The sequence below is a fragment of the Geomonas silvestris genome (genome assembly GCF_014193515.1).
GTDB classification, from domain to species: domain Bacteria; phylum Desulfobacterota; class Desulfuromonadia; order Geobacterales; family Geobacteraceae; genus Geomonas; species Geomonas silvestris.
In genome coordinates, this window is sequence record NZ_BLXX01000008.1 from 143,546 (window position 1) to 157,720 (window position 14,175).

Sequence of the window (14,175 nt, forward strand, 5' to 3'; positions counted from 1 at the left end):
GCCCACCAATAGTACCGTATGTCCCCTCTTTGCCAAGTCCAGGTTTTGCTTCAAGCCGCAGGTGTTATCCCCTGCTTTCAGGGGGGGCACCAGGTGCGGCGCAGGGAGCTCCGGCCGGCAGCTCGGTCGTCCCGGGTTTTTAATGATTTGAATCGCCAGGCTATACGTGTATAGTCAAGTCGTTGGTATCTCTCATAGTCTCCCGAGGTTTTCCATGACGATATACGACGTCTTGATTGTAGGTGGGGGGCCCGGCGGAGTAGCCGCGGCGTACCTGTGTCACAAGCGGGGCCTCTCCCACATCCTGATTGAATCAGGAAAGGCGGTCTTCCAGGGCATAGCCAACACCTATCCCGAGGGGAAGAACGTCTACCCTTCCAAACCAAAGGACAATCCCGAACCGTTCCTGGTCGAGGAGTTGCGGCCGCCGGACAAGCCGGTTGCGGTGGAGAAGTACATCCAGTACGTGCAGCATTTCGTCCAGCACGAGGGGCTCAACGTCCAGACCGAAACCCAGTTCGAGGGGATCGAGGACGGCCGCGATTTCCTCAAGGTCGCGACCTCGCGCGGGGTGTACCAGGCACGCAAGGTGCTGCTTGCCTTCGGCAGCAACATCCCGCGGGAGCTTTCCGTGTACGGCGACGCCAAGATGGTGGCCAAGACCCTGGACGACCCCAAGAAGTACCTGGGGGTGCGCACCCTGGTGATCGGCGGCGGCAACTCGGCGGCGGACGTGATCATCTCCATCCTCAAGGAGAAGCGCAACGCCTGTGACAAGGAACCGATCTACTGGGCGCACGTGGCCGAGACCTTCGACGTGAACAAGGAGACCGCACAGCGGCTGGGCGAGGAGATCCTTTTGGGGGGCAACATCCGCCTCATGCCGGGAGCGACCCCGAGGATCGGCGAGGTGGACGACGAGGGGGTGGACCGCCTGGTGATCCGGGTCAGCGAGGACAAGCTCCCCGGCGGCATCGAGCGCTACAACGCGATGAGCTTCCCGATGAAGAACGTGATCGCCTGCATCGGCAGCCAGGGTCCGCTCTCCATCTTCGACTCGATCGGGGTGCAGACCATCGCCTGCGCCGAGGGGGTCTGCCAGGTGGCCAAGGAAGGGGACCGGCTGCTGCTGCTCACCGCCGATTTCGAGTCCACCAGAAAGGGTGTCTACGTGATCGGCGGGGCCATCTCCCCCTCGTACATGCGCATCAGCAAGGGGGCGATCCAGGAGGAGAAGCACCCCAACCTGATCTACACGGCGATCAACGACGCGCACCACGTCATCGACGCCATCGCGGGAAAATTGCAGAAGTAGTCAATGATCAAAGGCAACAGCACGCGGGTGACGCGGACCGAACGGATTCACGCGGATACCGGCCAAAGCTCCTCGAGGAAATAAACAAAAGGGATGAAGCTGATCGGAGACAGGACCTGCTCCCCGGTTCAGCGTTCATCCCTTTTTTTGTCGTTGGCGTTGCCTTTAGGTTCAGCCGGTGATCTTCAATCGGCGGAAATCAGCACATTCCGCGTCATCCCCGTTCTCGAGAAATCCGCTTACTGGTTCTTCATCTCTTCCCTGAGCCCCTCGATCACCGCTTTCACCTCGGCAATCATCTCCTGGGCCTGCGGCGAGCGCTCCTTTTTCAGGTACTGCTCGAAGTAGCCGATGGCGTCAGTCATGCGCTCCTGGTCGATGCAGATGTTCCCCAGGGTGAGGTAGCTCATGGTGAAATCCGGGTCGAGCCGGATCGCCTCCTTGGTCTCGCGCTCGGCGGACTCCAGGTCCTCCATGTCGTAGTAGAGCTCGCCCAGGTTGAAACGGGCGGTGGCGTCGGTCGGGTCGATCTCGATCCCCTTCTGGTAGGCGGCAATCGCCTTCTCGTTGTCGCCCAGCCCGTAGTACAGATCGCCCATCGCGTTCAGGGCGAAGACGTTCTTCGGCTCGATCTCCAGGGCCTGCTCGAAAGACTTAAGCGCCTCCTCGGCGCGCTCCATGGCGTTGTAGACCAGCCCCATACTGACATAGCCGTCGCACTCCTCGGGCTTGAGCTCGGTCACTTTCCTGTAGCAGGCCAGGGCATCCTTGTGCTTGCCCGCCTCGAAGTAGACATCCCCCAGCGCAGTGAACCCGTCCAGGTCGTTGGGAGCCAGTTCCAGCCCCTTCTTCAGTGCGGCGATGGCGTCGTCGGTCTTCCCCATTTCGGAGAGCGCTTCGCCCAGGTAGAAGTACCCCTCGGCATTTCCAGGCTCGAGCGCCATGCACTGTCTGAACATCTCGGCAGCCTTGGCATATTCGCCCGACTCCAGCTGTGCGATACCAGTTGCCAGGGTTTCGTCAAAACTCGTTTTCATGCCCACCTCCGCCTTGCCTCATTATCATTGGCGCACACTATAACAGAGAAGTGCGGTATTTGCCAACAGTTAGCGGTTAAAATAACATTAAAATACTTCACATTCCGGCCATGTGATCTATACTGCCAGAATCATACTACAAGGGGAGCACCCATGCCGGAGGAAACCGGTGCGCAACTGGGATTGAGGACACTGGAAGACATCAGTGCACTCATCCTGCAATCGCACGACCTTCAGGAAACCCTCGCCAACATAGTCAACCTGGTGGCAAAGAGAATGGCCACCGACGTCTGTTCCATCTACCTTCTGGAAGAAGACGGGGAAACACTGAGACTGCATGCCACGCGCGGCCTGTCGCGCCTTTCGGTCGGCATCACCATGAAGATCTCCGAGGGTCTCACCGGCCTTGCCGTCGAGACCCGCGGCGTGGTGGCCACCGACAACGCGCCGCTGCATCCGCGCTACAAGTACTTCCGCCAGACCAAAGAGGAGAAGGTCCTCTCCTTTTTGGGGGTCCCCTTCTTCGAGCGCAACAACCCCATCGGCGTCATCGTCGTGCAAAACCGCGAGGCCCGCACCTTCACCCCCGCCGAGGTGAGCGCCCTCTCCACCATCGCCTGGCAGATCTCCTCCATCGTCTCCAACGCAAAGCTCCTCGACTCGGTGCGCAAAAAAGAAGAGGAGCGCGCCTTCTACGAGGCCGAGGTGGAGCGCCTCAAGCAGACGGGGGCGCCCCAGGAGTCCTCCCCGGCGAAACGTGCCAGCACCCGGCAGGCCATGCTGAGCGGCATCGGCATCGCCCCTGGCTTCTCGGCCGGCAAGGTCACCATCCTGAACCGCGGCAACAGCGCCCAACCGGTGGTGGAGCGTGCCCGGCCCCGCGCCGAGGAGCACAAGCGCCTCAAGATCGCCCTGGAAAAGGCGCGCATCCAGACCATCTACCTCGAGAAGCGGGTGAGCGAGATGCTTTCCGAGGCCGATGCCGCCATCTTCCACAGCCACCTGATGATCCTCGAGGACCGCGGTTTCGCCGGCAAGATCAGCTCGCTCATCGACGAGGGGCTCGGAGCCCAGCGTGCCGTGAGCGAGGTGGTCGGCCAGTACGTCGCGGCCTTCTCGCAGATGGCCGATCCCTACCTGCGCGAGCGCTCCGCGGACATGGAGGACATCGGCCGCCGCCTGGTGGACGCCCTGAACGGCCACCAGCGCAGCCCCGACAAGCTGCCGGAAAACCGCATCATCATCGCCCGCGAGCTGCTCCCCTCGGACCTCGCCACCATGGATCCCGGGAAGGTCATCGGCATCGCAACCGAAAAGGGGAACCTGAACGCCCACGCCGCCATCATGGCCCGCGCCCTCGGGATACCGGCGGTATTCGGCGTCGAGGGGCTCCTCAAACAGGTGGGGGTGCGCAGCTTCGTGATCGTGGACGGCACCTCGGGGTGCGTCTACCTGAACCCGGACCAGAGCGTGAAACTAGAGTACCAGCGCCTGCAGGGGGAGTACGACCAGAAGCAGCGCGCCCTGGAGGGGATCCGCGAGCTCCCCGCCGAGACCCCCGACGGCTGCCGGGTGAACCTTTTGGCCAACATCGGCCTGTTAAGCGACGTCCGGGTGGCGCACCTAAACGGCGCCGAGGGGGTCGGCCTGTACCGCACCGAGTTCCCCTTCATGACCCGCCGCAGCTTCCCGGACCGGGAGGTGCAGGCCTCGGTGTACCAGAAGGTTCTGGAAGGGTTCCCGGGGATGCCGGTAACCATCCGGACCCTCGACATCGGAGGGGACAAGGGGCTCTCCTACTTCCCGCACCCCAAGGAGGACAACCCGTTTCTGGGGTGGCGCTCGATCCGGGTCTCCCTGGAGCGCCAGGACATCTTCCGGGAACAGCTGGCCGGGATACTCATCGCCTCGCCGCACGGCAGGTGCAACCTGATGTTCCCGCTCATCTCGGGTGTCGACGAGGTGCGCACCATCAAGGGGATCCTCGAGGAGGTGAAAGAGGAGCTCAGGCGCGATGGCAAGCCGTTCGACGAAGAGGTCAAGGTGGGGATCATGGTGGAGCTGCCGGCTGCGGTGCTGGTGGCGGACCAGTTGGCCAGGGAGGTGGACTACTTCAGCATCGGCACCAACGACCTGATCCAGTACACCCTGGCCTGCGACCGGAACAACCAGAAGGTCAGGAAGTGGTACGACCCCTACCACCCGGCAGTCCTGCAGGCGATCAAGCGGGTAGCCGACGCCGCGGCAGGCGCGGGGATACCGGCCACGCTGTGCGGCGAGATGGCCGCGGAACCTATCAATGCGGTACTGCTCATGGGGATGGGGGTGCGCAGCTTCAGCCTGTCGGCGCCCTGCCTGCCACGCGTGAAGGAAGCGATCCGCCGCACCCCGCTGTCACGGGCGCGACGGATCGCAGATCGGGTGCTCGCCCTGGAAACGGCCCAGGGGATCAGGGGATATCTGGAGGGAGTGGAAAAGGAGCTCGGCGCGGAACCCTAGATCCAGCAGTCGCCGCCGTCGTACCCCATGGAGTCGCCGCCGCCCTTCTTGCCGCGCAGCTTGGCGCTGCACCCCTTGAGCTTCTCGAGCGCGTCTTCTTTCGCCTCGCCCAGCTTTTCGCGGACCTCGCGACCGGTCTTCGGAGTGAAGAGCAGTGCAGCACCCGCAGCTACCGCGGCACCTGCTATGAACGCCAAAATTGCAGCCTGTTCGTTTCCGCATCTTTTCGACATGTGGGACTCCTTGTTATAATGAAGAGTATCTGCTCTAAAAGTTTGCTGTATTCTTTACCATATTCTTTCTCGCATTAAAACCCCCCAGATCATTTTTGTCCCCGCCGTTTCTTGGTCCCTGCCCATTTGTGCTTTGATTGCCCCTCGATCGGTGCTATCATCCCCGAAAATTTCCCTAAAGGAGACGTGCATGTCCTTGAGAAAGACGGTTGTACCTCTTTATGCCGCACTGCTGTTATCCCTGTCCGCCGCGGCCGCGTTTGCCCAGGATGCCCCCGCTCCGGCTGCCGAGCCGGCCAAAGCTGTCGCAGCCGCTCCTGCCGCTAAAACCGAGACCAAGACCTCTCCCAGCGATCCCGTGGCCCGGGTGAACGGCAGCACCATCACCCGGCAGGAAATGGACCGCGCCGTGAGGGTCATGCTGGCCCAGAACCAGATCGATCCCTCCCAGCTTGCGCCCGAGCAGTTGAAGCAGGCCCAGGAGGTCGCCCTCGACCAGCTGATCGCGGCGGAGCTCCTGTTCCAGGAAGCCTCCAAGCACCCGGTCAAGGACATCGACAAGCTGGTCGACGGCAAGATCGCCGCTAACCGTGCCAAGTTCTCGACGGACGCAGAATTCCAGAAGGCCCTCTCCAGCGTGGACATGTCGATGAACGACATGAAGGATTTCACCCGTAAAGACATCCTGATCAGCAGCTTCATCGATACCGAGTACGCCGCCAAGCTCACCATAAGCGACGCGGACGCCAAGAAGTTCTACGACGAGAACCTGGATAAGTACTTCACCAAGCAGGAGAGCGCACGGGCCAGTCATATCCTGATCGGGGTCGACGACAAGGCTTCCGCCGAGGATCGCAAGAAGGCCAAGGAGAAGGCGGAGGCGCTGCTCAAGCGGATCAACGCCGGCGAGGACTTCGCGGCCATCGCCAAGGCCGAATCGAGCTGCCCGAGTGCCAGCCAGGGCGGCGACCTGGGCACCTTCGGGCACGGCCAGATGGTAGCCCCCTTCGAGCAGGCTGCCTTCGCCCTGAAGCCCGGACAGGTAAGCGAGGTGGTCGAGACCCAGTTCGGCTACCACATCATCAAGCTCACGGAGAAGCAGGAGGGCGGCAAGGAGAGCTTCGAGTCGGTGAAGGAGAAGATCACCGAGTTCCTCAAGCGTGAAAAGACCCAGAAGAGCGTGGTCGACCTGGTCACCAAGCTGAAGCAGTCCGGGAAGGTCGAGAAACTCTAAGGAGCGCTTGCGGCACCCCCTCCCCTTGCCGGAACTCATCGGCAGATAGGGCGTGCCGCTTGAGTTTGCGGCGGCTGCATCACAAACTAAAGCACCAAAGGAAAAGGGCCCGGTCGCAACCGGGCCCTTTTCTTGTTGGTCTTTCGATACTGAAGCGGCCGTCTAGGCGGCGCCGTTGGCAGGAGGCGGCACGAAGACCCGCGTCGCCATCTCGGCATCCAGCATGAGGAGCCCCTGACCGTTGTCGCCGACCAGCTTCAGCTTGCCGATCAGGTCGCGATCGTTCTCCTCCTCCTCGATCTGCTCGGTTACGAACCACTGCAGGAAGATGTAGCTGGCGTGGTCCTTCTCGGTCAGCGCCAGGTCGGTGAGCTCGTTGATCGAAGAGGTGATGAACAGCTCGTGGGTGAGCGTCTTCTCCATCATGTCCAAGAGGTTCTTGAACTCGGCCGGAGGCGCAGCGATGGCTCCCAGTTCGACATGCTCGCCACGGCTGTTGATGAAGTTGAAGAACTTCATGGCGTGAACCATCTCCTCCTGGTACTGCACCATGAACCAGTTGGCAGCCCCCTTGAGACCGAGCGAGCCTGCATAGGAGGACATGGAAAGGTACAGGTAGGCGGAATAGATTTCATTGTTCAACTGCTTGTTCAGTGCATCCTTGAGCTTCTTGGTTAGCATCGTGATATTCCCCCTTGTGATTGCATGACTGCAGGCACGGATCTGAAAACCGTTCTACGTTCTACGTTCTACGTTCTAAGCTCTTCTTCGTAGACTGCCGGCACTTCCGGGTAGTGCGCGTATCGTCTTAGACCTGCTCCGTGGCAGACGGCTTCCTGTCGGGGCCCTGCTTCCGAGGGAGGTCCCCTTCCAGGAACATCTTGATCATGTCGATCGGCACCGGAAAGATGGTGGTCGAGTTCTTCTCGGCGGCGATTTCGGTGAGGGTCTGCAGATAGCGCAGCTGCAGGGACATCGGCTCCGCCGCCATGACCTGCGCAGCCTGGGCGAGCTTTTCCGAGGCCTGCAACTCGCCCTCGGCGTGGATCACCTTGGCGCGCCTTTCGCGCTCGGCCTCGGCCTGGCGCGCGATGGCCCGCTGCATCTCCTGCGGCAGGTCGATGTTCTTCACCTCGACCAGGGTCACCTTTACGCCCCAGGGTTCGGTCTGCCGGTCGAGGATCTCCTGCAGCTCAAGGTTGATCTTTTCGCGGTTGGCCAAAAGTTCGTCCAGGTCGACCTGGCCGAGCACGCTGCGCAGCGTGGTCTGGGAGAGCTGGCTGGTCGCGTAGAGGAAGTTCTCCACCTCAACGACGGCCCGCACCGCGTCGACCACCCTGAAGTAGATCACCGCGGAGACCTTGACGGTCACGTTGTCGTGGGTGATCACGTCCTGCGACGGGACGTCCATGGCGACGATGCGCAGCGACACCCGGACCAGCCGGTCGATACCCGGAATGATGAAGATGAGCCCCGGACCGCGCACCGACTTGACCCGCCCGAGCCGGAACAAAACGCCGCGCTCGTATTCCGGGAGCACCCGGATCGCGTTGGCAAGCAGCAGGATCAACAGGCCGGCGAGGACCAGAAAGGGAAACAGCCCGAATATGTCCAGCATGATGGCCTCCTCGATACAGCTGCCAGTTTCTGAGCCCGGACAAGTATACACGCAAAGCCGCCGCCGTCAATTTGATACCTTGCCAAAACAGCGCATACATGTTATCAACAAAATCTAACAATAGGACCGCCTGATATGAAAACAGCCACCAAAATCCTCCTCATAGAAGACGACCCGGGCAGCCGCGATGCCCTGATGGCCCTTTTGAAAGGGAGCGGCTTTGCCATGACCGAGAGCTCGAGCGGCAAGGAAGGGCTGCACCTTCTGACCGGCGAGCGCTTCGACATCGTCATCTGCGACCTGTTTCTCCCCGACATGAGCGGTATCGAAATCCTCACCCAGGTGAAGCTCGACTCGCCGCGCACCGAGGTCATCCTGATCACCGGTCACGCCTCCGCCGAGACCGCCGTGAAGGCGATGAAGGAAGGGGCCTACGACTACATCACCAAGCCGCTCAACTTCGACGAGCTGCGCATCATCATCGACAAGGCCGTCGAGAAGGGGCAGCTTTTAAGCGAGAACGTCTACTTAAAGAAGCAGCTGCTCGACAAGTACGAGTTCTCCAACATCATCGGGAACTCCCAGGCCATGCAGGCGCTCTTCTCCCGGATGAAGCGGATCATCAAGACCGATTCCACGGTGCTCATCCTGGGCGAGTCGGGGACCGGCAAGGAGCTGGTGGCGAAGGCGATCCACTTCAACGGCAACCGCAAGGACCGCCCCTTCATCGCCGTCAACTGCTCGGCAATCCCCGAAAACCTCCTGGAGAGCGAACTCTTCGGGCACGTGAAGGGGGCCTTCACCGGCGCCATCAAGGAGAAGGTCGGGAAATTCGAGGCCGCCCACCTGGGGACCATCTTCCTGGACGAGATCGGCACCCTCCCCATGCACCTGCAGACCAAGCTCTTGCGCGTCTTGCAGGAGCAGGAGATCGAGCGGGTCGGCTCGAACCGCCAGATCAAGCTGGACGTCCGGGTCGTCTCGGCGACCAACGTGAACCTCGAGGAGGAGGTGAAGCGAGGTAACTTCCGCGAGGATCTCTACTACCGCCTCAACGTCATTCCGCTCTTGCTCCCCCCCTTGCGCGAGCGGATCGAGGACATCCTGCCGCTCACCCGCCACTTCCTGGAGAAGAACTGCCGCGCCATGCAGCGCCCCATCATGCACCTCGAAAAAGAGGCGCTCGAGGCGCTCGAGGCCTACCCCTGGAACGGCAACGTGCGCGAGCTGGAGAACATCATGGAGCGCGTGGTGGCCCTCACCGAAGGGGACACCATCACGCTGCGCGACCTCCCCGGCAACATCGTGAAGGCATACCTGGAGCGTGCCGGTTCCCCGACCAGCGTCACCCCCCAGGGGATCGACATGGTGCAGGCCATCAACGACATCGAGAAGAAGATGATCAGCGAAGCGCTGCAGCTCTCCGGCGGCGTCAAGGCGCGCGCCGCCCTCATGCTGAGCATCAACCGCACCACCTTGGTGGAGAAGATGCGCCGGCTGGGTATGCCGCTGTAACCGGCCGCGGCGGCTGCTTCTCACCGCCGGCTTCGGATACCACGAGAAAGGGGACTGGCTCTCAAGGCGCCTGTCCCCTTTTTTTGGGTAACGACAACACGGCTCACTGCAGAAATCGGCACACTAAAACAAAGGGGGCTTCCGCAAGGAAGCCCCCTTTTGCTGTTCCTGCCCAAGAGCGGGAATCAGAGGTTCTGGGAGCACCCCTTCAGGGTGGCACCGATGAGCTGCAGGCACTCCCTGAAATCGATCGGCTTGGAGAGGTAGGCATCCATCCCCGCCTGCAGGCAGCGGGTCTCGTCCTCCTTCAGTGCGTGGGCGGTCATCGCGACGATCGGGATGTGGCCGCCGCGCTCACGCTCCCGCGCCCGAATGGCAGCGGTCGCCTCGAAACCGTTTAACCGCGGCATCTGCACGTCCATCAGGATAAGCTGGTAAGGTTCGGCCTCCCACAACTCCACGGCCCTCTCCCCGTTCTCCGCAAAGACCACCTGGTACCCCGAGCGCTCCAGCATCGCCACCAGGACCTGGCGGATCACCTGGTCGTCCTCGGCAACCAGCAGCCTCGGCTTGCCAGCCGCAGGTTCGGTCGGCAGCGCGGCAGCCGCCGAAGCGGCCACGACCAGCGGTCCTTCGCCCCGGGGCGCCTCATGAAACGGCACCCGGCAGGTGAAGGTGCTCCCCTCCCCTTCCACGCTGGTAAAGGAGATGGTCCCCCCCATCCGCTCCACGATCTCCTTGCTGATGGCAAGCCCCAGCCCGGTCCCGCCGTACCTGCGCGAGTGCGACTCGTCGACCTGGCTGAACACCTGGAAAAGCAGATCCTCCTTGCTGCTCGGGATGCCGATACCGGTGTCGCTGACCACGAACCGGATCTCCTGCCTGCCGTCCGCGCGCCTGGCCCCCACGGAGACCCGCAGCCCCACCCGGCCCCGCTCGGTGAACTTCACGGCGTTGCCCACCAGGTTGGTGAGCACCTGGTTCAGCCGGGTCTGGTCCCCGACGAGCAGCCCCGGGACCGCGTCGTCCACCGAGAACTCCAGCTTGAGCCCCTTGTTGCGGGCCACGGGAAGCAGCAGGTTGAAAGTGTTCTCCACGCAGGTGAGCATGCAGAAGGGCTTTTCTTCCAGGGTGAGTTTCCCCATCTCGATCTTGGTGAGATCGAGGATGTCGTTGAGGATGCGCACCAGGGCGCGCGCCGAGCTGTGTGCCGTCTCGATGTAGCTGCGCTGCTCGGCGTTGAGCTGGCCGGAGAGCGCCAGGTCCAACATGCCGAGCACCCCGGTCATCGGGGTGCGCAGCTCGTGGCTCATGTTGGCCAGGAACTGGCTCTTGGTCCGGGCGGCGGTCTCGGCGACCTCCTTGGCCTCCCTGAGCCCCTGCTCGAAGATCTTGCGCTCGGTGATGTCATGGGCGATGTGCACCGAGCCGATGTGCTCGCCGTTTTCGTCCAAAAGCGGGGTGGTGGTCACCAGGAAGTCCCCGCCGAACTGTTCCAGGTGAAACTCCCCCGTGTGGCTCAGGCCGTCTTCCAGGCTCTGGTTGTGCGGACAGCTCTCGGGGGGGAGCGTGGAGCCGTGCACCACCTCGTGACAGGGGAGCCCCACGCAGTCCTCCGGGGTGCGCCCCAAACGTCGGGCCATGGCGTCGTTCACCCTCAGCACCCGGTGCTGGTGGTCCAGAATCGCGATGAGGTCGGGGACGCTGGCGAAGGTGCGCTCCCACTGCTCCTTGATGCGCCGCATGGCGTCCTCGGCCCGCTGGCGCTCGGCGATCTCCACCCTGAGGGCCTCGTTGGCGTTGGTGAGTTCGACGGTGCGTTCGGCGATGCGCTCCTCGAGGTTGTTGTTGAGCTCGAGCAGCGCGTTCTCGGTGCGGCCGCGCTCGATGGCGTAGCGCACCGCGCGCAGCAAAAGCTCGCTCCCCACCTCCCCTTTTACCAGGTAATCCTGCGCCCCCTCGCGGATCGCCTCGAGGCCGGTCCGCTCGTCCTGGTTGCCGGTCAGCACGATGATGGGGAGTTTGGCCGCCTGAAAGCGCATGGCGCGGAAGGTCTCCATGCCGGTGCTGTCGGGAAGACCCAGGTCGAGGAGCACGATGTCGAAGTACTCGCGGCTCACCCGGTCGAGCGCCTCGCAGAGCCGCCCCACGCAGACCACCTCCCACCGCGTGGTCCCGTGCTCGGGCAACTGGAACAGCAAGAGGTCCGCGTCCCCCGGGTTGTCCTCGACCAAAAGCACCCGCAGCGATTCGCTCATCGTCTGTCCCCGTTGGGCGGCAGCACCACGATGCTCAGCCAGAAGTTCTCGATCGAGCGCACCACGTGCAGGAACTGGTTCAGATCGATCGGCTTGGTTATGTAGCAGTTGGCGTGCAGGTTGTAGGAGCGGTAGACATCCTCCTCGGCCTGCGAGGTGGTGAGGATCACCACGGGGATGCTCCTGAGCTCCGGGTCCGATTTGATCTCGGAGAGCACTTCGCGGCCGTCCTTGCGCGGCAGGTTCAGGTCGAGCAGGACCAGGTCGGGGCGCGGCGCGTTCTCGTACCCGGGCCCGCGCCGCAAAAAGGCCATGGCCTTCTCGCCGTCGTCAACCACGTGGAGGTTGTTGGAGAGCTTGCCGCTGTCCAGCGCCTCGCGCGCCAGGTCGGCGTCCCCGGGGTTATCTTCGACGAGCAGGATGGTGATCGGCTTGACCAGATGGTTGGGCGTCATAGAGCCTCCCGTTTCGGCAGGGTGAAGTAGAAGGTGGAGCCCCGGCCCGGCTCCGATTTGAACCAGATCCGGCCGCCGTGGCGCTCCACGATCCGCTTGCAGATGGCGAGACCGATCCCGGTGCCGGGGTACTCCTGGCGCGAGTGCAGCCTCTGGAAGATGACGAAGACCTTTTCGGCGTACTGGGCCTCGACCCCGATGCCGTTGTCGCGCACCGCAAAGCGCCAGTCGTCCCCCAGGTCGCGCGCCGCCACCTCGATACGGGGGGCCTCGCTGCCGCGGAACTTGAGAGCGTTGCCCACCAGGTTCTGGAACAGCTGGACCAGCTGGGTCTGATCCGCAGGGACCTGGGGGAGCAGCTCGCAGTGGATCTCGGCCCCGCTCTCATCGATGGCCGCCTTAAGGTTGTAGAGCGCCTCGCTGAGTGCCGTCTGCGCATCGCTCAGCTCGAAATCCTTGCCGCGGGTGCTGACCCGGGAGTAGGCCAAGAGGTCGTTGATGAGGCGTTGCATGCGCACCGCGCCGTCCACGGCGTAATCGATGAACTTGTGCGCCTTCTCGTCCAGCTCGCCATGGTAGCGCTGGGCCAAAAGCTGTGTGTAGCTCGAGACCATCCTGAGCGGCTCCTGCAGGTCGTGGGAGGCCACGTAGGCGAACTGCTCCAGCTCGCGGTTGGAACGCTCCAGTTCGCCAAGCGAGCGGGTGAGTTCTGCCTGACGCTCCTGCAACAGGTCCGAGGCCTGCACCAGGGCCTGGGCTACCGCCTCGCTCTCCCGGACCCCGAAGGTGTCGAAGTGGGTGACGAGCTCGCCGCGGCCGATGGCGAGCGCGGGGGCTACCAGGGCCTGGATCCCTTGGGTGATGCGGCGCGCGAACCCGAGGGCGAGCACGATGCCGAAGAGCGAGATCAGGGTGGAACCGGCGACGGCCCAGCCGGTCCACTGGTAGATGGCATCCATCACCACCGATTTCGGCACCCCCACCACCACGTTCCAGCGCGAGAAGGTGGAGCGGCAGAAGCTGACCATGGCCTTTTGCCCCTCCACGTTGACGTATTCCGCCCTCCCCTCCTTGAGGTGGCTCAGTTTCTGGTGCAGGAGGTTGGCGCGCTTGCCGACGAAGCGCTCCGGGCTGCGCGAGCGGGCCACCACGACGTTGTTGCTGTCCAGGACCACCGAATACCAGTCGGCGGGGAGCGCCTGCTGGCGCAGTACCGCACCCAGCCGGTCCGAGGGGAAGGTCATGGCGAGATCGTAGACCACCTTGCCGTGATCGACCACCGGCACGTCGATGCTCACCAGGGGGCGCTTGGTGAGGGCACCGAAGAAGAGGTCGCTTATGATCGGCTTCCCCTCCTGGAAGATGCGGCGCACCGTCTCCGGGTTGTTGCGGCGGGGAAGCTGGCTCCCGTAGGGGCGTGCCGAGTTCACCAGCTGCTGGCCGGTCGCGTCGGCGACGATGATGTCGGCCCCGGGAAAGGCCTGGAGCAGTTCTTTTACCTGGAGATGGACGGCGTGAAAATCGCCGGTGTCGAAGCTGGGAGAGGTGGAGAGGGCTACCAGGGCGGACTGGACGGAAGAGAGGTCCCGGTCCACCACCATGGCGAGCGAGCGCGCCGTCTCCTGCATGGTGCGGCTCACCTCGTCGCGTTTGTCCGTGTAGGCGTGGTAGACCAGCAGGCCGGAAACCAGCCAGACCGGCAGCACGGCTGCCAGGACCAGACAGGCGAGCTGGTAGCGAATCGTCGACGATCTTTTGATACCGGGCACAGGGGTCATGTCGCGCTCTGTTAATGGGTCCGGCACTCGCGGCCCGGATCGGAAGACCGTGGGGCACGAGGTCCGGCCGTGCGGGTCGCACCGGGGGCCACCTTTTTCATCCCTGCTGTAGCTTATCGGCAGGTTCTCCGAGCAGATAAAGAGCCGCGCCAGAAAATTCGGTACCTTGTCGTACTGCGCGGTGCCAGGTTCTCTCGAGCGCTTGGTGCGGGCCAGACAGGAGCAAAACCTGC

11 protein-coding genes are annotated in these 14,175 nt (G+C 63.0%); 4 read left to right on the plus strand and 7 right to left on the minus strand.

From position 1 onward, the window contains the following. Window positions 1–214 precede the first annotated feature (214 nt). On the plus strand, window positions 215–1,315 hold the full coding sequence (locus GMST_RS13730) for an NAD(P)-binding domain-containing protein (RefSeq protein WP_183355249.1): 1,101 nt from the start codon (window positions 215–217) through the stop codon (window positions 1,313–1,315). A 239-nt stretch (window positions 1,316–1,554) separates the two neighbouring features. Here the strand turns inward: GMST_RS13730 and GMST_RS13735 are convergent, their stop codons facing one another. Further along, window positions 1,555–2,352, minus strand: coding sequence for a tetratricopeptide repeat protein (locus GMST_RS13735; protein WP_183355250.1), 798 nt, complete (start codon window positions 2,350–2,352; stop codon window positions 1,555–1,557). 153 nt (window positions 2,353–2,505) lie between these two features. Here GMST_RS13735 and ptsP point away from each other — a divergent pair, with 153 nt between their 5' ends. Next, window positions 2,506–4,851, plus strand: a complete 2,346-nt coding sequence (gene ptsP / locus GMST_RS13740; protein ID WP_183355251.1) for a phosphoenolpyruvate--protein phosphotransferase — start codon at window positions 2,506–2,508, stop codon at window positions 4,849–4,851. Here ptsP and GMST_RS13745 read toward each other — a convergent pair. After that, window positions 4,848–5,084, minus strand: coding sequence for a YtxH domain-containing protein (locus tag GMST_RS13745; protein ID WP_183355252.1), 237 nt, complete (start codon window positions 5,082–5,084; stop codon window positions 4,848–4,850). The two genes, ptsP and GMST_RS13745, sit on opposite strands and share 4 nt — an antisense overlap. A 190-nt stretch (window positions 5,085–5,274) precedes the next feature. On the opposite strand from GMST_RS13745, the gene GMST_RS13750 reads away from it, so the two are divergent. Beyond that, on the plus strand, window positions 5,275–6,318 hold the full coding sequence (locus tag GMST_RS13750; RefSeq protein WP_183355253.1) for a peptidylprolyl isomerase: 1,044 nt from the start codon (window positions 5,275–5,277) through the stop codon (window positions 6,316–6,318). A 162-nt stretch (window positions 6,319–6,480) separates the two neighbouring features. Here GMST_RS13750 and GMST_RS13755 read toward each other — a convergent pair whose 3' ends face one another. Both GMST_RS13755 and GMST_RS13760 read right to left on the minus strand, forming a co-directional pair. Next, the gene (locus GMST_RS13755; RefSeq protein ID WP_183355254.1) at window positions 6,481–6,999 is read right to left on the minus strand and encodes a ferritin; all 519 of its coding nucleotides are present in this window, start codon (window positions 6,997–6,999) and stop codon (window positions 6,481–6,483) included. A 127-nt stretch (window positions 7,000–7,126) separates the two neighbouring features. After that, complete coding sequence (locus tag GMST_RS13760; protein ID WP_183355255.1) at window positions 7,127–7,936, minus strand: slipin family protein; 810 nt, start codon at window positions 7,934–7,936, stop codon at window positions 7,127–7,129. Between the two features lie 135 nt (window positions 7,937–8,071). Here GMST_RS13760 and GMST_RS13765 point away from each other — a divergent pair, with 135 nt between their 5' ends. Further along, the gene (locus GMST_RS13765; protein WP_183355256.1) at window positions 8,072–9,451 is read left to right on the plus strand and encodes a sigma-54-dependent transcriptional regulator; all 1,380 of its coding nucleotides are present in this window, start codon (window positions 8,072–8,074) and stop codon (window positions 9,449–9,451) included. A 185-nt stretch (window positions 9,452–9,636) separates the two neighbouring features. On the opposite strand, the gene GMST_RS13770 is transcribed toward GMST_RS13765, so the two are convergent. Genes GMST_RS13770 through GMST_RS22065 form a run of 3 tightly spaced genes read right to left on the minus strand, consistent with a single transcriptional unit; the run spans window position 9,637 to window position 13,942 of the window. Further along, window positions 9,637–11,709: a response regulator gene (locus GMST_RS13770; protein ID WP_183355257.1), complete on the minus strand. Its 2,073-nt coding sequence runs from the start codon at window positions 11,707–11,709 to the stop codon at window positions 9,637–9,639. Beyond that, window positions 11,706–12,164: a response regulator gene (locus GMST_RS13775; protein ID WP_183355258.1), complete on the minus strand. Its 459-nt coding sequence runs from the start codon at window positions 12,162–12,164 to the stop codon at window positions 11,706–11,708. Before GMST_RS13775 ends, GMST_RS13770 begins: the two co-directional genes overlap by 4 nt. Beyond that, a complete protein-coding gene (locus tag GMST_RS22065) occupies window positions 12,161–13,942 on the minus strand; it encodes a sensor histidine kinase (protein ID WP_198424559.1) in 1,782 nt (593 codons plus the stop codon). Before GMST_RS22065 ends, GMST_RS13775 begins: the two co-directional genes overlap by 4 nt. Between the last annotated feature and the right edge of the window lie 233 nt (window positions 13,943–14,175).

Excerpts from the sequence above, each read along its gene's own strand:
- GMST_RS13730 (WP_183355249.1), top strand. The coding sequence starts at position 215 with ATGACGATATACGACGTCTTGATTGTAGGTGGGGGGCCCGGCGGAGTA.
- GMST_RS13735 (WP_183355250.1), bottom strand. The coding sequence starts at position 2,352 with ATGAAAACGAGTTTTGACGAAACCCTGGCAACTGGTATCGCACAGCTG.
- ptsP (WP_183355251.1), top strand. The coding sequence starts at position 2,506 with ATGCCGGAGGAAACCGGTGCGCAACTGGGATTGAGGACACTGGAAGAC.
- GMST_RS13745 (WP_183355252.1), bottom strand. The coding sequence starts at position 5,084 with ATGTCGAAAAGATGCGGAAACGAACAGGCTGCAATTTTGGCGTTCATA.
- GMST_RS13750 (WP_183355253.1), top strand. The coding sequence starts at position 5,275 with ATGTCCTTGAGAAAGACGGTTGTACCTCTTTATGCCGCACTGCTGTTA.
- GMST_RS13755 (WP_183355254.1), bottom strand. The coding sequence starts at position 6,999 with ATGCTAACCAAGAAGCTCAAGGATGCACTGAACAAGCAGTTGAACAAT.
- GMST_RS13760 (WP_183355255.1), bottom strand. The coding sequence starts at position 7,936 with ATGCTGGACATATTCGGGCTGTTTCCCTTTCTGGTCCTCGCCGGCCTG.
- GMST_RS13765 (WP_183355256.1), top strand. The coding sequence starts at position 8,072 with ATGAAAACAGCCACCAAAATCCTCCTCATAGAAGACGACCCGGGCAGC.
- GMST_RS13770 (WP_183355257.1), bottom strand. The coding sequence starts at position 11,709 with ATGAGCGAATCGCTGCGGGTGCTTTTGGTCGAGGACAACCCGGGGGAC.
- GMST_RS13775 (WP_183355258.1), bottom strand. The coding sequence starts at position 12,164 with ATGACGCCCAACCATCTGGTCAAGCCGATCACCATCCTGCTCGTCGAA.
- GMST_RS22065 (WP_198424559.1), bottom strand. The coding sequence starts at position 13,942 with ATGACCCCTGTGCCCGGTATCAAAAGATCGTCGACGATTCGCTACCAG.